This window comes from Allobosea sp. GW823-FHT02B03 (assembly GCF_058797755.1).
Genome location: NZ_JBXAJY010000007.1, coordinates 75,470 through 96,735, shown reverse-complemented (window position 1 = coordinate 96,735; position 21,266 = coordinate 75,470). Strand labels below are relative to the sequence as shown.

The following is a 21,266-nucleotide window of genomic DNA, read 5'->3' as shown; positions in this document are numbered from 1 at the left end:
GAAGGCTCAAGGAAGCCTGCCGGCCAGCGTCGATATCAGCCCTTGAGGGCGGCTTCCACGGCCTGCCGGTCGAAACCCTTGAGGCCGATCACGACGAGCCTGCCGTCACGGGCCTCGTCAGCCTCCCAGGCGCGGTCGTAATGGTGACCGATGCGCCGGCCGACACCTTGCACCACGAGCCGCATCCGCTTGCCCGGGACGGCGGCGAAACCCTTCAGGCGCAGCACGCCTTCGGCCTCGGCGGCCTTGGCGAGGCGGGCGACCAGTTCCTCCGGCGAGGTGGCCTCGGCCAGCGGCAGGGCGACGCTGTCGAAATCGTCATGGTCGTGGTCCGCGCCCTCGCCATGATGCGAGGGGCGCGCTGCGAGATCGGCTTCTGCAGCGGCGCCCAGCCCGATGATCAGGGCCGGCTCGACCTTGCCATGGGCGGTCTCGACCACCTTGATCGCCTTGGGCAGATGCTCGGCGATCTCGGCCTTGACGCGCTCGCGCCCTTCCGCATCGACGAGGTCGCTCTTGTTGAGCAGGATCAGGTCGGCGCAAAGGATCTGGTCCTCGAAGACCTCCTCCAGCGGGTTGTCGTGGTCGACTGACTGGTCCTGAGCCGCCTGCGCCTTCAGGGCTTCGGGATCGTCGGCGAACTGACCCTCGGCGACGGCCGGCCCGTCGACCACGGCGATCACGCCATCGACGGTGACGCGTGAGCGGATCGCCGGCCAATTGAAGGCCTGGACCAGCGGCTTCGGCAGGGCGAGGCCCGAGGTCTCGATCAGGATGTGCTGCGGCGGGTTCGGCCGGTCGAGCAGCTTCTCCAGCGCCGGCACGAAGTCATCGGCGACGGTGCAGCAGATGCAGCCATTCGGCAGTTCGACGATGTCCTCCTCCGAGCAGCCCTCGATGCCGCAGCCGGCGATGAAGGAGCCGTCGAAGCCGAGATCGCCGAATTCGTTGACGAGCACGGCGAGGCGCTTGCCGCCGGCATTCTCGAGGAGGTGGCGGACGAGGGTGGTCTTCCCGGCGCCGAGGAAGCCGGTGATGATCGTGCACGGCACCTTGCCGAGCGCGGGGTTCTGCGGAGCGTTCATTCGTTTGATCCTTGCTGGCGCGGCAGAGGAGGCACGCGCGCGACCACGCCCTTGCGGAACGAGGCGGGTCTTTCCTTCCAGGGAACGATACCGTTGGCGCTGGCGGCAAAGCTCTCCGCCGCGCCGGCGATCTCGTCGAGATGGCTGTCGGTGTCGAGGTCACCGATCAGATAGGTCCATTTGCCATCGGCGGCGAGCGCGATGGTGCAGGGCCGCTTGCAGACGGCGAGGCATTCGACCGGGACGACGGCGATGCCGCTGCTGGCCATGCGTTCGCCGAGCGCCGCCGCGAGAGCGATGCCCGGCTGGTCGAAGCCATCAGGCAGATCCGCGCGCTGGCGCCGGCAGACGGTGCAGACATGGATGGTGCAGCCCGGCTCCTGCCGGGCGACGGTCGCGAGGGCGAGATCGCCTTCGAGCATGAGAGTACTTCCTTGGGCTGGCGCGGCCGTTTCCGGCCGCGCGAGGCGTCAGGCCGCCGCGGTGGCGGCGCTGCGGCGCGTGGCCCAGGGCCAAAGCACGCCGACGGCGAAGCCGGTGGCGAGCCAGAGCGCGGCCTGGATGGCGAGCGAGAGCGCCGCGAAATGCGCCGCGATCTCGGCCGGGACCTTGCTCTCCGGCGCGACCGGATGCGGCGCACCGATCAGATGCGGCAGCAGCAAGGCGAGCACGGCGAGCGCCCTTGCCCAGGAGGCTTCGACCCGCAGGAAGACGAAGAGCGCGCCGGCGGTGACGGCGGCGGTCATCAGCCACCAGAGCTGCCGGTGCTGCAATTCGGCCGCGGCGGCGCCAGGCAGTTCCGGCGCGAGCCCCATCGCCGGGGCGAGCCCGAAGGCGAGGAAGCCGCAGACGGCCCAGGCCAGCGCCCGACGTTCATCGATCCGCTCATTGGCCGCGATCATGCCGGCGAGCAGCAGGGCGGCGAAGCCGATCGCGGTGCCGATCGTCACCAGGCTGGTGAAGGCGGTGCGCTGGAAGCCGTCCTGCGGCTTCCATTCATGCTCGCCGGTATGCTCGGCACCGGCGGCCGGATTGTTGTGCGCGAGGTGGATGCGGGCTTCGCCGTTGAAGGCGGCGAGCGTCGGTGCAGGCTGCGCGCGCAGCGCTGCCTCATAGGTTTCCGCCTTGAGGATCAGCGGCGTCGTGGTGACGTGCTGGAGCGCCGAGATCAGCAGCCCAGCCAGAAGCCCGGCCAGAAGACTGACCGTGAGAACACGAGTGACCATGATGCTTCCCCGTCAGTGGCAGGGGAAGGCGAGGCCGTGGCGGGCGTCATGCGCCGCGTTGTGGACATTCGCGGAGGCCGCGAAGCCGACGGTGTAGACCAGCACGAAGCCGAGGATCAGTGCGGCAGCGACGGCTTTCGCGCGTTCGGAGACGCTGGCCTGGCTGGAGACGGTAGCCGTATTCATCTTGGTTCACTTCCTGGCCACCCCACCGGCAGCCTGTTGGACGACATCGAAAGACGGCAGGTCTCCTGGCTCGCGGCTTGATGTCCTGCTCCGCCTTCCCGGGGAAACCCAGTGGCCGATGGCGCAGGACGCGCCGCTTACAGTTGCGGGGGCAGCCGCGGTATCGCACCGCGTTCCCTTTTCACCTCGTCGCCGAGGCACCGTCCGCAGGATCATTAGCCATCCGGCGGGCGCTGTGCAATGCAGTGCCGTCATTCTCGGTCGCAGCGAAGCGGAGAGCCGGGAATCTCCTGAACGAGATGCGCGGGCCTGCGCCCGAGCCTGACGCGGAGACCGCAGGCATGACCCTTCCCTCGCTCACCCTCGTCCTCGGCGGCGCCCGCTCCGGCAAGAGCCGGCATGCCGAGACGCTGATCGAGGCCCTGCCGGCGCCCTGGGTCTACATCGCCACCGCCCAGGCCTATGACGACGAGATGCGCGCGCGGATCGCCGAGCACCGCGCCCGACGCTCGCAGGACTGGCGGACGGTCGACGCGCCGATGGCGTTGCCCGAGGCGTTGCGTGCGGTACCGTCGGGGCAGCCCGTGCTGGTCGACTGCCTGACGCTCTGGCTGACCAATCTCATCCTGGCCGAGCGCGACATCGCCATCGCGACCGGCGAACTCATGGCGGCCTGCCGCGAGGCGCAGGGCCCGATCGTGCTGGTCTCGAACGAGGTCGGCCTCGGCATCGTGCCGGAGAATGCGCTCGCCCGCCGCTTCCGCGACGAGGCGGGGCGCCTGCACCAGCGGCTTGCGAGTCAGGCGGAACGCGTGGTCTTCATGGTCGCCGGTCTGCCCATGCAGGTGAAGTAGCAGAGAAAAGCCATGACGATCGATGACGCCGAAGCCGCCCGTCACAAGGCGAAGATGGAAAAGCGCAAAGCGGTCCAGGATGCCGAGGTCGCCGGCAAGACGCTCGAAAAGGGCCTGCTGATCGTCAACACCGGCCCCGGCAAGGGCAAGTCGACCGCCGCCTTCGGCCTGATCCTGCGGGCGCTCGGCCATGGCTGGCGGATCGGCGTCGTCCAGTTCATCAAGGGCGCCTGGTCGACCGGCGAGCGCAAGGCGCTGGACGCCTTCGGCGATCAGGTCTCCTGGCATTCGATGGGCGAAGGCTTCACCTGGGAGACGCAGGACAAGGCGCGCGACATCGCGGCGGCGACAAGAGCTTTTGAGAAAGCGAAAGAGCTGATGGCCGACGAGGGCATCAGGCTTCTGGTGCTGGACGAGCTCAACATCGCCTTGCGCTACGACTATCTGCCACTCGCCGAGGTCGTCGCCGCGCTGCAGGCCCGCCGGCCCGATCTCCACATCGTCGTCACCGGCCGCAACGCCAAGCCGGAGCTGATCGAGGCCGCCGATCTCGTCACCGAGATGACGCTGGTGAAGCACCACTTCGCCGCCGGGGTGAAGGCGCAGGAAGGGATCGAGTTCTAGAGGACGATGGCGGCAAGGCTTCCAAGCCCCGCCAGCCCCCAGAGCAGCAGACAGGCTTTCCGGTAGAGTACGAGCGCCCTTCTGATGTCCGCTGCCGTCGCCTCGGCCCGGCCGTCGCCCATCCAGCCATCATCGACCCTGACGGCGCCATAGACGCGCGGCCCGGCGAGCCGAAGCCCGAGCGCTCCGGCCATCGCCGCCTCCGGCCAGCCGGCATTGGGCGAGCGGTGGCGCCTCGCATCGCGGCGCACGGCGCGCCAGGCGGCGGAAGCATCGGCCTGCCGGTCGAGCGCCGCGGCGCCGATCAGCAGCAGCGCGGTCAGTCGCGAGGCCGGCAGGTTGACGAGATCGTCGAGCCGCGCCGCCGCCCAGCCGAAGGCGAAGTATCGCGGCGATTTGTGACCGATCATCGAATCTGCGGTGTTGATCGCCTTGTAGAGCGCCGCACCCGGCAACCCGCCGACACCGAGCCAGAAGGCCGGTGCGACGATGCCATCGGAGAAATTCTCGGACAGGCTCTCGATCGCGGCCCGCGCCACGCCGGCCTCGTCGAGGCTTTCCGGATCCCGCCCGACGATCATTGAAACCGCCTTGCGCCCGCCCGGCAGTCCGCCGTTTTCGAGACCTTCGGCGACGGCGGCGACATGTTCGTAGAGGCTGCGCTGCGCCAGCAATGTCGAGGCCAGCAAAGCGAGCGGCAGCAGCGCAAAGGCTCCGGCCAGGCGGCAGAGCCAGACCAGGACAAGGCTCGCCGCCAGCGTCGCGCAGAGCAGGATGGCGAGCGCGACGATGCCGGCGAGGCGCCTTGCGGCGAAGGCGGCGCTCTCGCGGTTCAGTCCTCGGTTCAGCGATGCGATCAGCGCCCCGATCCAGGTGACGGGATGGCCGATCCATGCGTACAAGCGCGCCGGATAGCCGAGCGCCGCTTCGATCAGCAGGGCGGCGAGGAGCAGCGGCAAGGTGTCGGGGAAGATCATGGCGGACGGGGCTGGGGCGGGAGAGGCGATCTGGCATGGCGGCGATCTCGCCACGGCCAAGGCGCTGTTTCCCAATGCGCCGGAGCCCTGGATCGATCTCTCGACCGGTATCAATCCTTTCCCCTATCCGCTTCCGGCGCTGCCGTTAAGCCTGTGGCAGCGCCTGCCCGGCGCGCGCGAAGAGGCGGCGCTGTTGGCGGCCGCGCGCAGCGCCTATCGCGTCCGGCCGGAAAGTGGCGTGGTCGCGGCCCCCGGCACGCAGATCCTGATCGAGCTCTTGCCGCGCCTCGCGCCGCAGGCGCGCGTCGCCGTGCTCGGGCCGACCTATGGCGAGCACGCGCTGGCCTGGCGCAAGGCCGGCTGCGAGGTCCGCGAGATCGCCGATCTCGCCGAGGCCGGCGGGGCCAATGTCGTGGTCGTGGTCAATCCCAACAATCCCGATGGCCGCGCCCTCGGCCTTGCGGCGCTGACGGCCCTGGCAGCGGAGCTTGCGGCCCGTGGCGGCCTGCTGGTGATCGACGAGGCCTTCGCTGATTTCCAGCCGGGAATCAGCCTGGTGCCGGCCTTGCCGGAGGGCGCTCTTGTGCTGCGTTCCTTCGGCAAGGCCTACGGGCTGGCGGGCCTGCGGCTCGGCTTCGCGATCGGCGAGGCGAGGCATGTCGAGGCGCTGCGCGGCATGCTCGGCCCCTGGGCTGTGGCGGGACCCGCACTCGAAATCGGCGCGCAGGCGCTCGCCGATGCCGGCTGGCTCGCGGCGCAGGAGCGGGAGCGGGGCGATGATGCGCGCCGGCTCGACGCTTTGCTCGCCAGGCGTGGTCGCGTCGTCGGTGGCACGGCGCTCTATCGCCTGCTCGAGACGCCCGATGCGCCGCAGCTCTTCGCGCGGCTCGGGCGCGCCGGCATCTATGTCAGGCGCTTTCAGTCCGATCCGTCGCGCCTGCGCTTCGGCTTGCCGGGCGACGAGGCGGGATGGGTGCGGCTGGCTGAGGTGCTCGCCTGATTCAGGCCGATTTTGCCGCGGGCGGGCGCGTCACGATCAGGATGCCGACGACGACGAGCGCGAAGCCGAGGGCGTGATAGAGCGCGAGCCTCTCGCCGAGGAAGAGCGTCGCGAGAATGGCGCTGAAGATCGGCAGGAGATGCATGAACATGCCGGTCCGGCCGGGGCCGAGCACCGCGACCGAGCGGTTCCAGAAGATATAGGCCAGGATCGAGGGGAAGATCGCGAGATAGAGGATCGTTCCGGCGCTGGCCGCGTCGAGCGTGAAGCCGCCGAGGTTCCGATACTCCCAGGCGACGAGCGGCAGGTGGAACAGGACGCCAAAGCCGACGGTGATGCCGAGCAGCGCCATCGGCTCGAGCCCGAGCGGCCGCCAGCGGATCAGCACTGTGTAGAGCGCCCAGAAGCTCATCCCGCCGAGCACGAGCAGGTCGCCGGGATTGGGCGAGAAGCTGCGCAGCGCCGCAAGATCGCCGCGGGCGATCACCACGGCCGCGCCTGCGAGCGAGACCGCGATGCCGAGAATCTGCCGGGGCGCCAGCCTTTGCTTCAGGATCAGGAAGGCGAGCAGGAAGGTCGCGATCGGCAGGAGCGAGTTGACCAGCGCGGCGTTGACCACGGTGGTGTGATGCAGCGCCGCGTAGACGAAGCAGTTGAAGGCGGTGACGCCGATCGCGCCGAGCAGAGCGAGGAAAGGCAGGTTCGCCCGGATGCGCGGCCATTGCGCCCGGATCGCCGGCAGGCAGAAGGGCAGCAGGATCGCGAGCGCCACCGCCCAGCGCCAGAACGACATCTGGAAGGGCGGGATCGCATCCCGCATCGCCCGGGCGAACAGGAAATTGCCGGAAAAGAACAGCGGCGGCAGCGCCGCCAGCCACCAGGCCGAGGCCGGGATCGCCGGGCTCCCGGCAGGGATGGTCTTGGCAGCGCCAGTCTTGGCAGGTGTCGTGGTCAAGCCTTCACCGTCCGCAGCTCCGTATAGCGGCCGAGCCAGACATTGATGCCGACGGCCAGCATGAAGACGATCAGCAGCAGTGCGTACATCTTCGGCATGTTGAAGGTCGCATAGGTCTGGATCACGGCATAGCCGAGTCCCTGATTGGCGAGCTTGGTCTCGGCCAGCAGGGTGCCGATGATGGCGACGCCGAGGCCGATCCTGATGCCGTTGATCACCGGCGCCCGCATCGCCGGCAGGTAAATCTTCGAGACCATCTGCAGCGAGGTCAGGCGGAAGCTGAGGCCGACGCGGATCAGCACCTTGTCGATCTCGCGCATGCCGCCGGCGACGCTGATGGCGACCGGAAAGAAGCAGGAGAGCGCCCCCATCGCCACCTTCGAGCCGGGCCCGACGCCGAACCACATGATCAGGATCGGGAAGAAGATGATCTTCGGGGTCGGCCCGAGATAGTGCAGGAAGGGCTCATAGGCCTGCGCCAGGAAGCGGCTGCGCCCGAGCGCCATGCCGGTCAGGATGCCGGCCCCTCCGCCGATCAGGGTCGCCAGCGCGACCTCGCCGGCGGTGACGCCGAGATCGGCATAGAAGCGCCGGTCGAGCAGGATCAGCCCGAGCTCGCGCAGAATGCGGACCAGCGAGGGCACCACGTCCTTGTAGAGCAGTCCCGACTGCGCCATCGCCTCCCAGAGCAGCAGCACGGTGCCGATGATGACGAGGCGCGTCATCAGCACGGCGCGCGCTTCGCTGTTGGCAACGCCCGAGGGCGAGATTGGCGTCGTGGCCGTCATCGACATGGGGCGCCCAACCTCCACTCTTCCTGCCGTCGGATCGGTTCGATCGACATTGCCGTCATTCCGGCGCTGCGCTGCTTCGCAGCGGCCGGAATGACGCGGAAGGCTTGCTGCCGCAGATGCATACTCAGCGCGGCGGGATCTGGATCAGCTCGGAAAGCTGTTCCTTGGTCAGCGGCTGCGCGGTGTATTTCAGCGTCACCGCGTCCGGCACGATCGTCTCCAGGCCGACGATCTTGTCGGGGTCGATCGCCGTCTTCGGGAAGAACTCGTCGCGGGTGCGCTTGGCGATCGCTTCGGGGATGCCGACGAAATCGGCATAGTGCTTCAGCGCCGCCGGGTCGGAATACATGGCGTCGACGGTCTCGCGATACGCCTTCATGAAGCGCTCGAGCACCGGCTTCTTGGCCTGCATCGTCGCGGTGTTGGTGACGAGCAGGCGAACCGTCTGGCTCTTGAAGGCCTGTGTGTCGTTGCCGGTCGCGATGACGCGGATCTCGCCCTTGTCGAGCTGCTGCAGGCCGAAGGGCGGCGCCGACCAGCCGACATCGATCTGGCCGGACATCACCTGCGTCAGCGTCGCCGCCGGGCCGCCGGTCGCGGTCGGGCGCGGCTTGATGTTGTTTTCCTTGATGTAGGCGTTGACCACGCCATGGGTCGAGGAGCCGTTGGTCGAATAGGCGACGGTCTTGCCCTCGAAATCCTTCAGCGTCTTGATCGGCGAATCCGCCTTCACATACCAGAACAGGTCCTGGCCGCCGGTGGTCTCCGCCCCGATGATCCGGATCGGCGCGCCCTTCGAATAGGCGCCGAGCGCGCCCATGATGCCGACCGCGACGCCGATATCGACGCTGTTCGAGAGCACCGCCTGCTGGGTCTCGCCGCCGCCCTGGGTATAGAGCATTTCGAGCTCGAGCCCGTGCTTCTTGAAGATGCCGAGCCTGGTGCCGACCTCGGAGACCGAGGTGTCCCAGTTGCCGCGCTGGCCGATGGCGAGCTTGAGCTTGTCCTGCGCCGCTGCCGGCAGGGCCATGCCGGCGGCGAGGCCGAAGGCGGCGAGCGCCAGCCCCAATTGCCTGATCTTGGTCATTCCATCCTCCCTCTGTCGCATCGTCGGGCGATGCTTTTTGGATCGGCTCTCGCGCTCACCGCTCTGTCGGCGGCCTGCGGGCGCGCGCGCCGCATGCGAAATCAGATCTTGAACCCCTCCAGCGTCGCGGGATGGAACAGCTCCTCGATGCGAAGCTGCCGTGCCGAAAGGCCCTGCCGGTGGTGGGCCTTGAGGAAAGCATCCAGCACATGCCGGTTCGGCGCAACGCCATAGGACCAGAAGTCTTCCCCGAGCAGTGCGCGCGCGCCCTGCAACTGCTCCTCGACGAAGGGCAGGGTGATCTTGGTGGCCGAGGTGTCGGAAAGCCTGACCAGCGCCAGCTTCTTGGATTGCTCGAAGGCCTTGAGCAGGGCCGCCGGCAGCCAGGGCTGCGCCTCGGCGATGGTCTTGCGCACGCCGAGCACATGCATGATCGGGAAGATGCCGGTGCGGCGGAAATAGTCTCCGGCCGCGGCCGTCGGGTCGGGGAACAGGCGGCCGACCTGCGGGTGGCCCTCGTCGAAGCAGGACGGCGCGCGCGGCCCGATGAAGCCGTCGATCTCGCCGGCCATCAGCATGGCATTGAGCGAGCGGTCCTCCGGCGCCTGCTCGATGCGGATATCGGCCGGCAGCTCGACCTTGATCTTCTCGGGACGGCCCGGCTGCTCGATGCCGCCGCGCACCCAGATCACGTCGGAGGGCTTCACGCCATAATCCTGCTCCAGCATGTCGCGGATCCAGACGCAGGCGGTGAGCTGATATTCCGGGCAGCCGATCCGGCGCCCCTTGAGATCTTCGGGTTTCTCGATGCCGCGGTCCTTGCGGACGAGGATGCCGGTATGGCGGAAGGCGCGGGAGAGGAAGGCCGGCACGCCGACATAAGGGTTCGTGCCCTGCGCCGTCTTCACAGTGAAGCTCGACAGCGAAGCCTCGCAGACATCGAACTCGGCATGGCGGAAGGCGCGGAAGAAGATCTCCTCCGGCGCCAACGTCATGAACACCGGGTCGACGCCGTCGATCTGCACGGCGCCGTCGATCAGCGGGCGGTTGCGGTCATAGTCGCCGATGGCGACGGACAGGCGCAGTTTCGACAAGCCATCCTCCCGGCGCGGGCTTAGCGAGCGCCCGTCATTTTGGCCAGAATGCCGCCGGCGGCCGGAGGCGACAAAGACTTCCGCTGGCTGTCTGGGAGACGCTGCCGATATGGCGGGAGGTCATGGCGACGGGGGTGGGATCGCAGGCTATCGTCGCAGCCTGTCGTGATTCTGATGCCCCGGAGAAGATGACATGCAGCCTTGGCCGAAGCAGAACGCCCTGACCATCGGCTTCGGGCACGCCGCCTATCAGCTCAGGGACGAGTACCTGGCCCGGAACGGGCAGGCGACGAGCTTCGAGGTTCGCACCGTCGACGAGCTGAAGGCGCGGGCGCACGAGGCCGATGTGCTCGTCGTTTCCGGCCTCTGGCGCAACGAGATGCTCGATCTCGCCGGCAAGCTGCGCTTCATCCAGTCGGTCAGCGCCGGCACCGACCAGTTCGACAAGCAGCGCCTTGCCGCCGGCGGCATCCGCCTCGCAAGCGGCCAGGGCAGCAATGAGCGTGCCGTCGCCGAGCATGCGATGTCGCTGATCCTGGCCCTGTCGCGCCAGCTCCATCTCGCGCGCGACAACCAGGCCAGGCACTTCTGGCGGCCGATGATCGGCGACCGCAGCCGTCGCGAGGACGAGCTCGGCGGCAAGACGCTTGTCGTGGTCGGCCTCGGCCGCATCGGTTTGCGGCTCTCTGCCCTGGCCGGCGCCTTCGGCATGCGCGTCATCGGCGTGCGCCGGCGTGGTGGCAGCGAACCGGGGATCGAGAAGATCGTGCCGCCTGCCGAGCTCGCGAGCGCGCTTGCTGCAGCCGACATCGTCGCGTTGACCTGCCCGCTGACGCCGGAAACCGAGGGGCTGATCGATGCCGCCGCGCTCGCGGCGATGAAGCCCTCGGCCTTCCTGATCAATGTCGCGCGCGGCCGCGTCGTCGACGAGGCGGCGCTGATCGCGGCCCTGGCCGCGGGGCGCCTCGCCGGCGCCGGCATCGACTGCGTCCATGAGGAGCCGCTGCCGGCGGATTCGCCGCTCTGGACCTTCCCCAACGTGCTGGTCACGCCGCACAGCGCTGGCGAGACCCGCGCCTATGAAGGCAATATCGTCGACATGCTGCTGGAAAACCTCGGACGTCTCGAGCGCGGCGAGACGCAGCTCTTCAATCAGGTGGTGTGAGCGGAAGCGCCCGGTTCAGCCGATGCGCCTCGCGAGCGGGCCAAGCGACTCCAGCAGGTGCTCGGTCACCGTGCCGAGGAAGCGCTCCATCGCCTCGTTCTGGCGTGAGGCCTGGCCGCCGGCGGCGCGCACGAGATAGAGCGTGCGCTTGATCGGCTGGTCGACGATGCGCCGGCCGATCAGCTTGCCCGCCTTCAGCTCCTCGATCGCCGTGCCATAGGGCATGATGCTCGCTGCCGCGCCGCGCACCACCAGCGTGCGCATCGCCGGGATGGACTGGGCCTCGTAGAGGATGCTGAGCGGCAGCGCGAAGCGCTCGGCGGCCTGCTTCAGCAGCTTCTGGACCTGATCGCGCTCGCCGGCCTGGACGAGTTCGTGGCTGAGCGCCTCGGCGAGGGTGATCGTCTCCGGCACACCGTCCGGGCCCGGTGCGGTGGCGAAGAGCAGTTCCTCTTCGAGGATCGGCCGGCGCTCGATTCCCGGCCGCTCCTCGACGCCGTAGGCGAAGGCGATGTTGACCTCGCCACGCTCCAGCGCCTGGACCAGCACATGGCTCAGTTCCTCGACCAGGCTGAGCGAGATCGCGGGAATCTCGTTCTTGGCGTCGACCAGGAGGTCCGGCCCGATCTGCAGCATGATGCTCGGGGTCAGGCCGAGGACCAGCGTTTCCTGTTCGCTGCCGGACAATGCGCGGACATCGCGGCGCGCTTCCTCGACATCCTGCAGGATGCGGGTCGCCCGCTCGAGCAGGAGCTTTCCGGCCGCGGTCAACACGACGCCGCGCGAATGCCGCAGCAGCAGCTCCGTCTTCAGGTCCTGTTCGAGCTGGCGGATCTGCAGGCCCAGTGCCGGCTGCGCGACATTGAGCTGTTCTGCCGCCCGCGTGATGTTGCCGACCTCGGCGATCCTGACGAAGTAGCGGAGCTGGCGGAGATTGATCGGGACCTCCCGGATAGCGTTGGCGGCGCGGGCACTATGCTGCCTGCCATCGGTGCCAACAAGCCCGTGCCGGCGCGGCTACTGCACCGGCCGGAACCAGCGCTCCATCCGTTCCAGCGCGGCGAAGATCACGACGCTGACCAGGATCACGAAGATGATCGTCGCGAACATGCCGGGCAGGTCGTAACGCTCGGCGAGATCGTTGATCAGCTGGCCGAGGCCGCCGAAATTGATCAGGAATTCGACGCCTATCAGGTTGATCAGCGCAAAGATCAGCCCGAGCCGTACGCCGACGAAGATGGTCGGCACCGCTGCCGGTAGCAGGATCATGCGAAATTGCTGCGCGGGCGTCAGATTATAGCTGCGCCCGACATTGATCAGGCTTTTCCTGACGCCGTTCAGCCCTTCCAGGGTCTTCAGGATCACGGGGCCGAGGCCGGCGACGAAGCCCATGGCGACGATGGTCGCGGCGCTGCGCCCGAAGATCACCAGGAAGAGCGGGTAGGCGAGCACGATCGGCGCCGCCGCGACGGCCGCGACCCAGGGCTCTGTCGCGAGCCTCAGGGTTCGGAAGCGGTAGAGCAGCATGCCGAGCCCGATGCCGACGATCGCGACCAGGACGCTCGCGGTCAGGGCTTCTGCGCCGGTGAGCAGCAGCCGCCGTGCCAGCTCCTCCTCACTGAACAGGCGCCCGAAGCTGCCGAACACCGCCGAGGGCAGGGGGATGACGAATTGGTTCAGGACCTGCAGGCGCAGCAGGATTTCGACCACGCCGAGGACGAGGCCTAGCGTAGCGAGACCGAAGGCGATGGGCGGGATGCGGGTCAGGAGCACGGCGTCAGCGTCCCGCGCGGCCGAGCGCGCCCTTTTCCGATTCCGCCATGCCGCGCGAGGCTTCCTCGCGCAGATCGTTCCAGATCTCGGCGACATAGCGGCCGAAGGCATCGCTGCCGACGACATCGCCGCGCCGCGGCCGCGGCAGGCGGATATCGACGATGCGTTTCACCTTGCCCGGCCGGAAACTCATGATCACCACCCGGTCGGAGAGCTGCACGGCTTCGGTGATGTTGTGCGTGATCAGCAGGGTGGTCTGCTTGAGATCCTGCTGGATGTTCAAGACCTTGTCGCCGAGCAGGAGCCGCGTCTGCTCGTCGAGCGCCGCAAAGGGCTCGTCCATCAGCAGGATCTTCGGTTCGAAGACCAAAGTGCGGGCGATGGCGACGCGCTGGCGCATGCCGCCCGAAAGTTCGGCCGGATAGCGCTGCTCGAAGCCGGCGAGCCCGACCATGTCGATGAACTTGCGCGCCGTCGCGTAGCGTTGGGCCTTGGCGACGCCCTTCACCTCGAGCGGAAAGGCGACATTGTCGATCACCGTGCGCCAGGGAAAGGTCGATTCCTCCTGGAAGACCATGCCGATCGCCGGATGCGGGCCGCTGACCGTCTCGCCCGCAACCGAGACTGTGCCGTCATAGCCGCTGACCAGACCTCCGAGGATGTTGAACAGGGTCGACTTGCCGCAGCCGGATGGGCCGATGATCGAGACGAACTCGCCGCGCTCGATCGACAGCGAGACGCGGTCGACTGCGGTGATCGTCCCTTCCCGGGTCTGGAAGCGCATGGTGACGTCGTCGAGGACGAGGTCGTTGGTCGTCTGGCTCGAGGCCAGTCGCAGCCTGGCAGTCGAGGCAGCCATCTCGGTCCCGTCTCCTTGCGTTTCGCCGGTCATCGCGGCGTCCGCCGCCCGCGCCGATGCGGGCGGTTCCGGAACGGCGTGGCGGCAGTGGCCGTCGGCAACGGCGGCATCGTTTCATCCCCTCGTGGCCGCTCGTGGCGAATGGCGGCCGATCTTGGCAGAAGCCTAGCGAGCGCGGGGCCTGCGGGTCCAAGACTATCTTGGTTGACCTCGCCAAACTTTTGACGAGGGGCTGGCCAGATGGGCGCTCGCCGGCGCATCGGCTATAGTTGGGCGGCGCAATGTCGCGCGCGGGGACGATTCGCGCATGGCCGAACCGAATGACGGCGCCGGGGACGAGCCGGAGCTGCCCCTTGCGACCAGCGTTGGCTACCAGCTGCGCATGGCGCACCGCGCCTCACAGCGTTACCTGCAGGAGCGGATCGAGCCGCACGGCGTCACCCTCGGCATGTGGTACTTCCTGCGCGTGCTCTGGCAGGAGGATGGGCTGACCCAGCGCGAGCTCTCGCGCCGGATCGGCACGATGGAGCCGACGACGCTGAGCGCCATCGCCGGCATGGAAAAGAGCGGTCTCGTCGTACGCGAGCGCAACGCCGTCGACCGCCGCAAGCTGCACGTCTGGCTGACACCGAAGGGCCGGGCGCTGAAGGCGCAGCTCCTGCCGCTCGCGGTCGGCGTCGTCGAAAAGGCGACGGAGGGCTTCTCCCCCGAGGATCGCGAGCGCTTCCTGACCTATCTCGGGATGGTCCAGCGCAATCTCGCCGAACCCCGCTCCCAGGCTTCGGCCGAGGAATGAATGCGGCGGCCATTGGCTGCCGCGACCTCATTCACCAGCGCGGGCGCGGGCCATAGGAACCGTCGCAGCCGACCAGCGGTCCGCCGGGATAATAGTCGTCGATGATGATGTCGGGCAGCGGGCAGCCGCGGCCGCGCGCGGCCCGGCGCTTGGGCGCCTGGTAGCTGTCGCGCTCGACCATCGCGGTGCGGGCGACCGGACGCGGCGGAGCGGCAGGCATGTCGAGTGCGGGGACCTCGGGACGGGCGGCGCGGGCGCGCTGCGGCGCGGGCACCGGAGCTGCGGCGGGCCGGTCCTCGCTCAGGCGGGGCCGCGGCGCGGGAAGCGGTACGGCGGTGATCTCGTTGCTCTGCTTGTCCGCGGTGTTCGGCGAGGAAACCGCGACGATGACGTCCTCGGAGGTGGCGCGAACCAGCTTCGAGACCCCGGTGTCGAGGGCGACGGTGCGGAACGGCGTATTGCCGCAGCCGCCGCAGCGGCTGGGGTCGAGCGGCACGAGGTCGACACGGGCCTTGCCGTCATCGGCGCTCTGGCCTTCGCCGGCGGCGCGCGCCGCGATCATGATCTGGGCGGCTTCCTCGAGCTGCTGCTCGATCAGCGCGGTGCGCAGGCCGCGCGCCCGGCGATAATTGACGACCTCATCGCCGCCGGAAACCAGGATCGCGAAGGGCGCGCCCTTCGGCACATTGCCGCGGAACTCGTTGCGCAGGCGGCCGATGGCGCGTTGCGCCTCGGAGGTGACCTCCCAGCTGCCCGGCGCGAAGGGGATCGCGCCCGTCGTCATGATCTCGCGGGCCGCCTGGACGACGCCGATGGTGACGGTGCGGCCCGAGAATTCGAGGCGCAGCGACTGCGGGCGTTCCGCGATCTTCGGCGCGCCGGCGGGGGCCGTCTCAGTAAAGCTCGGCATCTGGCTGGCGGCGGCGCCGTCGCGGTCGGGCTGGGCCAGCGCGGCGCCGGCCGAAACGAGGATGGCGAGGGCGGCGACGGCGAGGCACTTGCGGCTCTCGCTGCGGATCGCGGTGACGATGTCGGTCTGGAAGCCCATTTCGGGTCTCCTCATGAAAGTGGCGAGCACGTTGCCGGGTCCTTGGCCGGCTTTGGGCTGCTTTCGCAGGCGAGGCCTGCGACCCGGTCATTCGAGACCTTCTTCCCCTGCCTCGCCGAGAAAAATTACGGCGTTCGCGAAAACGCAGCTGAAGCGTGCAAGGTTCGGGCAATGCCGTTGCAGCGCCCGGCCCTCCAAGGGCTGGCCGTGGCACTGGCGAGGCAATATGACTATACGGCAAGGCAACACGGGGGAACCGATCGTGAAGATCGCAGATAATCACCACGAGAGCATCGAGCTTGATCAGAACATGACGCGCCGGACACTGGGCGGATTGTTCGCGGCTCTGCCTTTGCTGGCCTCCGTGCCCGCGCTGGCACAGACTGATCAGGCGGCTACCAGCATTCTGCGCTCGCTCGCTCCCCATGATCGCAGCCCCGGCCGGCGCAGCGCGCCGGTCACCCGCCGCGTCCGTACCCGCTCCTCCGGCGTCGTGCAGGAGATCGAGATCGATCTGAGCCGCCGCGTCGAAGTCACGGTCTTCTTCGCCAACGATTCCGCCGCCCTGCGCCCGGGCGCACAGCAGGCGCTGGCGCGCCTGGCGGTGGCGCTGCGCGATCCGATCCTCGCCGATCAGCGCTTCCTGATCGCCGGCCATACCAGCCAGGACGGCGACTACGACTATAATGTCGCCCTGTCGCAGGACCGTGCGGCTTCGGTCACCAACTGGCTGATGGGTTATGGCGGTGTCGACGGCAACCGGCTGCAGGCCCATGGCTTCGGCCCGGACATGCTGCGCAACCCGCGCAACCCCTTCTCGCCGGTCAATCGCCGCGTCGAAGTCATCGCCATCACCGGCTGACGTGCCGGTCGCCTTATCGCTTCAACCGCCTGCCTCCAGGGGTAACCACCATGGCCTTCTTCAAGCGTCTCATGCTCGGCTTCGCCCTGCTGCTCTCTTTCGCAGCCGCCGCCAGCGCCCAGTCGACCAATTCCCGCATCAACCTCCTGGTGATGTCGGATGATGCCGATCCCGATACGGTGCCGCGCAACAACCGCATCTTCAACCGGGTGCAGCTCCAGCTTTCGGAGTATCTCAACACCCGCGGCTTCCAGGTCTATGACGAGACCAGCCTGGCCCTCGGCATCACGCCGACCGGCCGTGTCCGCCGCCGCGACGCCGAACTGATCGAGATCGCCCGTTCGGTTTCGACGCCGATCGACGCTATGGTGGTCTATCAGATCTACGCTTCGGCACGCCGCTCGGTCGCGGCCGACATCCGCTTCCCCGAGATCCGGATCGCCGGCCGCGTCCTGAACGTGCGCAGCGGCCAGTTCATAGCGGCCTTCGAGGTCGGCGGCTTCCAGCTGCCCGCGCTGCCCAATCCCTGCGGCGCCGAATGCCTGCTCGAGACCGTCGGCACCCATTCCCGCGTGCTGGCGACCGATCTTGGCGCCGCCATCGCCCTGAAGCTCGAGGGCTTCGCCCGTCAGCCCGGCGTCGCTGCCGGCGGCGGCAAGGATGGTGTCGGCGGTGGTGTCGCCGTGGCCCAGGGCGATGGCTGCGCCAACCTGCCCACCGACTTCGAGATCCAGCTGCGCGAGTTCACGACCTCCGAAGTCGACCGGATCGAGAGCGAGTTCGTGCGCTGGGGTTGCTATCGCAGCCACCGCACCGTGCGGATGACCGGCAACTCGGCCGACTTCTTCTACAGCACCTCTTCGGACTCGGCTCGCCTGACCCGCAATTTCCGTCTGATGATGGAACTGGTCGGTCTCAACGGCCAGATCACCTTCACCGGTAATCGCCTGACCGTGAGCAAGGTCTCGACCCGCTGACAATTTGACTGAAAATAGCGGCCGGGTAACCATTATTGCCGGCGCGGCTATACGAAGATGCCACCCGGTCGACAGGTGCCGGGTGGCTTGTTATTTTAAATGTGGCAGAAATTAGCATTGTGGACGGCGCAGGCGGAAGGGCTGGGTTTCCGCTCCTGATGATCGTGTCCGATGCTGGATGCGGGCAATTTGCAAATGGATTGGGGCATCGACCCGGCACGGGTCGCGGAGATCGGCACCATTGCCTCTTCGCGCCGTTTCTCCGCCCGGGACACTGAGAAGTTCGTTCTTGCGATCACTGGTGGCGGCTCGGAAAATGCCGACCTGCCGCTCTGGGACATGCTACAGGTGCTGTTCGCACTGGGGGCATTGACCGCCGGGCCGCGCATGCCGGCACGCGACGCAGCGATCGGCTGCCTGCTGGACGAGAGCGGCATCCTGCTCCGGCCGCTGCGGCAGGAGAAGCCCGTCGGCGCCGAGCTGGCCGGCGCCTCGATCGAGGCCTCCGCCGCCGAGGTCGTCCTGTCCTACGGCGCCGGCAAGACCCGCTCCTTCTCCTGGAGCCGGGTGCGGCGGGCGCTGGGGCTGGCGGACTTTCTGTTCGCGGCCGAGGCGGATGATCGTTCGGAGGGGGGGCTCGCGGCGCTGCGCAGCGCGCTCGACGCGGTCTTCGCCCTCGCGGTCTTCGACGAGGACGGGCTGAAGCGGGCGGTGCAGGAGCCGGCGCGCTTCATGCGGGCGTGGCGCAGGCGGCATCTGCCGCTGCTCGCCTTCGCCGATCTGATCCGCCAGCGCGAGGCTTTCCTCAACGCCAGCGGCCGGCGCGAGCGCCAGCGCGAATTCGATCCCGACGACCTCGTCTCGCTCTGGAGCTTCGCCTTGCTGCACGGCGAGACCTGGAGCTTTGCGCGCTTCGCCGAGCGCTTCAGCGCGCTGATCCGCGAGGAGCGTTCCAGTGTCGGTCGCCGCGACTTCATGGCGCCGGCCTCGATGGACAGCCTGATGGCGCGCCAGCCCTCCGAGAACCCGGAGGAAGCGCTGATCGCCTGGCTCGACCACCAGGCGGTCCTCGGCGAGCTCGAGCCCGAGGATATTGACGAGGAGGACGACGACGAGCCCGAGGAGGAGGATGAGGACGGCGTGGTGCGCGAGCGTGTCTACGCCGCGCTGATGCGCCTGCCTGCCGATCCGAAATTCCTCAACAAGGAGGAACGTGAATCCGTCGGCCGGGCGCTCGCTTTGCTGCCGATCGCCCATGAGCAGCCGTTGACGCTGGCGCGCTCGCGGGCGGTGGCGCCCTGGGAGAACCGGCTGGTCGAGGCCAGCCGCCGCGTCGCAGGCTCCAATCGCGGGCAGGTCGACCAGACTCCCGACCCGTTCGACTATCCCGGCATCGCCCAGGCGTTGGGCGCGCTCGGCAAGCGCTTCGACGAATTGCTGCTGATCGGCGTCGCGCTTGAGGCGCTGGAAGGCCCCGCCAATGCGGCGGTCCTGGCCGAGGGACAGAAGGTTCTGCGGCGCTGGCGCCATGATCGCGCCAGTTTCCGGATCGACGATGCGAAACTGGCACTGATCTTCGCAAGGCATGGGGGAGCACTGAGAACCGTTGCAGGAGCCCTGCAGCGGATCGTCAGGCAACAAAGGCGCTTCGGAGAATCCGCGGACCTGGCTGCCCAGGCCGCACTCGACGAGGCGCGCTTCACCGAAGTGTTTTCGCAGCGCTATCAGGGGCGGGTGAAACGGCCATGACAGATTTCGCTACCCAGGGTCCGAGCGAGGAAGATCCGCGCATCGGACGTGCCGCCGCCCGGCTGGTTCTGGCCGCGCTTGCGAGTACCGAGGCGGAGGAGACTGCGGCTGCGAGCATCAGCCGTGCCGATCTCTGGGCCCATGCCCGCCGGGTTCAGGGCGATCCTGTGAATTTCGCCGCCGAGCGCGCCATCCGCACCGATCCCGAGGCGGCAAGGCTCTATCGCCGACTGCTGTCCTTCCAGGCGGTGGCGCGCAGCGAGCTCGCCGCCGCCGCCTATGACAGCAGCGCGACGCACCGGCGCATCGGTTCCTTCGAGCTCGACGTGATCGAGGAGGACGACGCCCCGCCGGCGCTCGTCATCCAGTGCCTGTCGGACTCGGTGCCGGCCCCGACCATGATCGAAGTGGTCTCGATCGAGGGCGTTGTCCGCCTGTCTCTGCCGGCGCCGGTCGACAAGCACATCGTCATCGATCTGCCGCGCCAGGACGCCGAGCGCGATCTGCTGCGATTGATGCTCGCCAACCCGCTCGCGGGTGTTTATCTGCTGTAACGTCAAGTATACGCCGCTTGGAGGCGGCGAGGACGGCTTGGCTTCCGCAGCGGCAGAGTCTGGCGAGAGAGGGAAATGGCTTCAGGAGAACAGAACGTCAGGCGTTCCGGCGTCTTCGTCGTCGTGCCCACCACCGACCAGCCCATCGTCCTGAAGAAGCTCGCCTGGTCGGCTCGCGTGCCGGTCTCGCGGGTCGTGCTCGCGACCGAGAGTTCGGAAGTGTGCGAGCCCTGGAGCACGCAGTACAGCAATCTGCTGCGCCCCGGTGAGCCGCTACGCCAGATTCTCGGCCTGCCCGATGGCGGCAGCTATCGCCTTGCCGCGTCTGGTGCGATCGATCAGGGCAAGAGCTGGATGGTGCCGACGCTGGCCGCGCATTGCGCGCTCGCCCATGGCGAGGCGGTGACGCACAAGGCGTCCGAAGCCAGGTTGCTGATCTGGGGCACCGGCGCGATCGACCTCTCCGTCGCCGACACCGCCGCCGAGGCGCGGGTCACCCAGCAGGAATACCATCTCACCACGAAGATCGACCGCTCTCGGCACCTATTCGCCGATGCCGAGCATGGTGCGACCCCGGTTCTCGCGCTGGTGCCGCATGGCGACGAGGCCGAGCGTGCCGCCGGCATCCTCGGCAAGATCCTCGGCAACCAGCCGCATCACATCGCGATCGTCGCTTCGCTTGCCGACATCGTCGCCCCGATCGAGCTTTATCTGCGCTCGGGCTCGTTCCAGCCGCAGATGGCGGCACCGGAGCCGGAAAGGCCCACGGCCCCGGTCTCCGCCTCGATGGCCCTGAAGCCATTCAAGCCCGAGCCGGCAGAGCAGCCCCCCGAGCCGCAGCCCCCCGAGCCGCAGCCCGCGCGCGCAGCCGAGCCGCCGCCGCAGACGATCGCTCAGCCGCGACCGGCCGATGAAGCACCTCCCATGGCGGATATGGCGCCACGCTCGCGGCGTTCGGTGCTTGGTGAGGAAGCCTCGCGGCCTTCCTCGTCGCGCCTGCCCGTCATCGCAGCCGCGGCCGTGGTCCTGCTTGCTGGCGGTGCCGGCGCGGCCTGGTATGCGCTGCGCGATCCCGGGCCGCGTGGGTCCGATCAGGGGCCGCCGACCCTGACCCTGTCGACCCCTTCGACCGGCGCGAGCGGGCAGAGCAGGCCGAGCCAGCCCCAGTCGCAGCCTGCACAGCAGCAGAGCGCAGCGGTTCAGAACAACGCGCCGGCCGCCGCCTCCGGGCCGGCGCTGGCGCGGCTGGTGATGCTGTCGCCACCGTCCGGCAGCAGCTGCGATGCGCAGATCTACGAACTGAGCCCGCGCTATAGCGAGAGCGCGGTCGAGGTCGCCGAGGCGGCCAGCATCCAGATCGATGGCCAGGAGATTTGTGGCCTGGCGCTGGAGCCGGTGGCGCCCGCCAAGGGCAAGTTCCAGCCCGGTACCGGCCCTGCCGTTGTCGCCTCGAAATCGAGCGCCACGCGCCTCGTCTTCAACCCCACGGCGATCCGCAGCGGCATCACGGCCTTCCCGGTCATCCGGATCGAGGAGCCGAAGCCGCTCGCCATCGAGATCAAGCGACGCTAGAGCATTTTCAGGCGAAGCGGGTACCCGTT

The 21,266-nt window shown here is 68.4% G+C and carries 23 protein-coding genes and 1 riboswitch; of the genes, 10 read left to right on the top strand and 13 right to left on the bottom strand.

Features of this window, described 5'->3' with window-relative positions; translation table 11 throughout:
- Positions 1-35: 35 nt before the first annotated feature.
- Genes cobW through AC1REK_RS23245 form a run of 4 tightly spaced genes read right to left on the bottom strand, consistent with a single transcriptional unit; the run spans position 36 to position 2,497 of the window.
- Positions 36-1,085: a cobalamin biosynthesis protein CobW gene (gene cobW, locus AC1REK_RS23260; protein ID WP_492269766.1), complete on the bottom strand. Its 1,050-nt coding sequence runs from the start codon at positions 1,083-1,085 to the stop codon at positions 36-38.
- Positions 1,082-1,507 carry a DUF1636 family protein gene (locus AC1REK_RS23255; protein WP_492269767.1) on the bottom strand — a complete coding sequence of 142 codons (426 nt, stop codon included), beginning with the start codon at positions 1,505-1,507 and terminating at the stop codon, positions 1,082-1,084. The genes cobW and AC1REK_RS23255 overlap by 4 nt, the downstream gene beginning before the upstream one ends.
- 48 nt (positions 1,508-1,555) lie before the next feature.
- Entirely contained in the window at positions 1,556-2,311 is a 756-nt protein-coding gene (locus AC1REK_RS23250; RefSeq protein WP_492269768.1) for a CbtA family protein, read from the bottom strand.
- Between the two features lie 12 nt (positions 2,312-2,323).
- On the bottom strand, positions 2,324-2,497 hold the full coding sequence (locus tag AC1REK_RS23245; RefSeq protein ID WP_291636049.1) for a CbtB domain-containing protein: 174 nt from the start codon (positions 2,495-2,497) through the stop codon (positions 2,324-2,326).
- A 38-nt stretch (positions 2,498-2,535) separates the two neighbouring features.
- Positions 2,536-2,717: riboswitch (cobalamin riboswitch) on the bottom strand.
- 121 nt (positions 2,718-2,838) lie between these two features.
- Here AC1REK_RS23245 and cobU point away from each other — a divergent pair.
- Both cobU and cobO read left to right on the top strand, forming a co-directional pair.
- Positions 2,839-3,351 (top strand): bifunctional adenosylcobinamide kinase/adenosylcobinamide-phosphate guanylyltransferase, encoded by a 513-nt coding sequence (cobU, locus tag AC1REK_RS23240; RefSeq protein ID WP_492269769.1) that lies wholly within the window; start codon positions 2,839-2,841, stop codon positions 3,349-3,351.
- Between the two features lie 12 nt (positions 3,352-3,363).
- On the top strand, positions 3,364-3,975 hold the full coding sequence (gene cobO / locus AC1REK_RS23235) for a cob(I)yrinic acid a,c-diamide adenosyltransferase (RefSeq protein ID WP_492269770.1): 612 nt from the start codon (positions 3,364-3,366) through the stop codon (positions 3,973-3,975).
- Here cobO and cbiB read toward each other — a convergent pair.
- Positions 3,972-4,952: an adenosylcobinamide-phosphate synthase CbiB gene (cbiB, locus tag AC1REK_RS23230; RefSeq protein ID WP_492269771.1), complete on the bottom strand. Its 981-nt coding sequence runs from the start codon at positions 4,950-4,952 to the stop codon at positions 3,972-3,974. The two genes, cobO and cbiB, sit on opposite strands and share 4 nt — an antisense overlap.
- Here cbiB and cobD point away from each other — a divergent pair.
- Positions 4,936-5,952, top strand: coding sequence for a threonine-phosphate decarboxylase CobD (gene cobD, locus AC1REK_RS23225; protein WP_492269772.1), 1,017 nt, complete (start codon positions 4,936-4,938; stop codon positions 5,950-5,952). The two genes, cbiB and cobD, sit on opposite strands and share 17 nt — an antisense overlap.
- Position 5,953: 1 nt before the next feature.
- Here cobD and AC1REK_RS23220 read toward each other — a convergent pair whose 3' ends face one another.
- The 4 genes from AC1REK_RS23220 to AC1REK_RS23205 all read right to left on the bottom strand — a co-directional run bounded on the left by AC1REK_RS23220 (position 5,954) and on the right by AC1REK_RS23205 (position 9,882).
- Positions 5,954-6,907: a DMT family transporter gene (locus AC1REK_RS23220; RefSeq protein WP_492269773.1), complete on the bottom strand. Its 954-nt coding sequence runs from the start codon at positions 6,905-6,907 to the stop codon at positions 5,954-5,956.
- Positions 6,904-7,701 (bottom strand): ABC transporter permease, encoded by a 798-nt coding sequence (locus AC1REK_RS23215; protein ID WP_492269774.1) that lies wholly within the window; start codon positions 7,699-7,701, stop codon positions 6,904-6,906. The genes AC1REK_RS23220 and AC1REK_RS23215 overlap by 4 nt, the downstream gene beginning before the upstream one ends.
- A gap of 124 nt (positions 7,702-7,825) precedes the next feature.
- On the bottom strand, positions 7,826-8,788 hold the full coding sequence (locus AC1REK_RS23210) for an ABC transporter substrate-binding protein (RefSeq protein WP_316018838.1): 963 nt from the start codon (positions 8,786-8,788) through the stop codon (positions 7,826-7,828).
- A gap of 101 nt (positions 8,789-8,889) precedes the next feature.
- Positions 8,890-9,882, bottom strand: coding sequence for an ABC transporter substrate-binding protein (locus AC1REK_RS23205; RefSeq protein WP_316018837.1), 993 nt, complete (start codon positions 9,880-9,882; stop codon positions 8,890-8,892).
- Positions 9,883-10,075: 193 nt separating this feature from the next.
- Between AC1REK_RS23205 and AC1REK_RS23200 the strand changes: the two genes are divergently transcribed.
- Positions 10,076-11,047, top strand: coding sequence for a D-2-hydroxyacid dehydrogenase (locus AC1REK_RS23200; RefSeq protein ID WP_492269775.1), 972 nt, complete (start codon positions 10,076-10,078; stop codon positions 11,045-11,047).
- 15 nt (positions 11,048-11,062) lie between these two features.
- Here the strand turns inward: AC1REK_RS23200 and AC1REK_RS23195 are convergent, their stop codons facing one another.
- The 3 genes from AC1REK_RS23195 to AC1REK_RS23185 form a co-directional block, all read right to left on the bottom strand.
- Positions 11,063-11,986: a LysR family transcriptional regulator gene (locus AC1REK_RS23195; RefSeq protein WP_492273828.1), complete on the bottom strand. Its 924-nt coding sequence runs from the start codon at positions 11,984-11,986 to the stop codon at positions 11,063-11,065.
- 78 nt (positions 11,987-12,064) lie between these two features.
- Complete coding sequence (locus AC1REK_RS23190; RefSeq protein ID WP_492269776.1) at positions 12,065-12,820, bottom strand: ABC transporter permease; 756 nt, start codon at positions 12,818-12,820, stop codon at positions 12,065-12,067.
- 4 nt (positions 12,821-12,824) lie between these two features.
- Positions 12,825-13,679, bottom strand: coding sequence for an ABC transporter ATP-binding protein (locus tag AC1REK_RS23185; RefSeq protein ID WP_316018834.1), 855 nt, complete (start codon positions 13,677-13,679; stop codon positions 12,825-12,827).
- Between the two features lie 307 nt (positions 13,680-13,986).
- Here AC1REK_RS23185 and AC1REK_RS23180 point away from each other — a divergent pair, with 307 nt between their 5' ends.
- A complete protein-coding gene (locus tag AC1REK_RS23180; RefSeq protein WP_316018833.1) occupies positions 13,987-14,475 on the top strand; it encodes a MarR family winged helix-turn-helix transcriptional regulator in 489 nt (162 codons plus the stop codon).
- 31 nt (positions 14,476-14,506) lie between these two features.
- Here AC1REK_RS23180 and AC1REK_RS23175 read toward each other — a convergent pair whose 3' ends face one another.
- Entirely contained in the window at positions 14,507-15,523 is a 1,017-nt protein-coding gene (locus AC1REK_RS23175; RefSeq protein WP_492269777.1) for a hypothetical protein, read from the bottom strand.
- Between the two features lie 262 nt (positions 15,524-15,785).
- Between AC1REK_RS23175 and AC1REK_RS23170 the strand changes: the two genes are divergently transcribed.
- From AC1REK_RS23170 to AC1REK_RS23150, 5 genes are all read left to right on the top strand, one after another.
- The gene (locus AC1REK_RS23170; protein WP_316018831.1) at positions 15,786-16,385 is read left to right on the top strand and encodes an OmpA family protein; all 600 of its coding nucleotides are present in this window, start codon (positions 15,786-15,788) and stop codon (positions 16,383-16,385) included.
- A gap of 50 nt (positions 16,386-16,435) precedes the next feature.
- A complete protein-coding gene (locus AC1REK_RS23165; RefSeq protein WP_316018830.1) occupies positions 16,436-17,362 on the top strand; it encodes a hypothetical protein in 927 nt (308 codons plus the stop codon).
- A 195-nt stretch (positions 17,363-17,557) separates the two neighbouring features.
- Entirely contained in the window at positions 17,558-19,111 is a 1,554-nt protein-coding gene (locus AC1REK_RS23160) for a hypothetical protein (RefSeq protein WP_327521082.1), read from the top strand.
- The gene (locus AC1REK_RS23155; protein WP_316018828.1) at positions 19,108-19,665 is read left to right on the top strand and encodes a hypothetical protein; all 558 of its coding nucleotides are present in this window, start codon (positions 19,108-19,110) and stop codon (positions 19,663-19,665) included. The genes AC1REK_RS23160 and AC1REK_RS23155 overlap by 4 nt, the downstream gene beginning before the upstream one ends.
- A 75-nt stretch (positions 19,666-19,740) precedes the next feature.
- On the top strand, positions 19,741-21,237 hold the full coding sequence (locus AC1REK_RS23150) for a hypothetical protein (RefSeq protein ID WP_492269778.1): 1,497 nt from the start codon (positions 19,741-19,743) through the stop codon (positions 21,235-21,237).
- Positions 21,238-21,266: the final 29 nt, after the last annotated feature.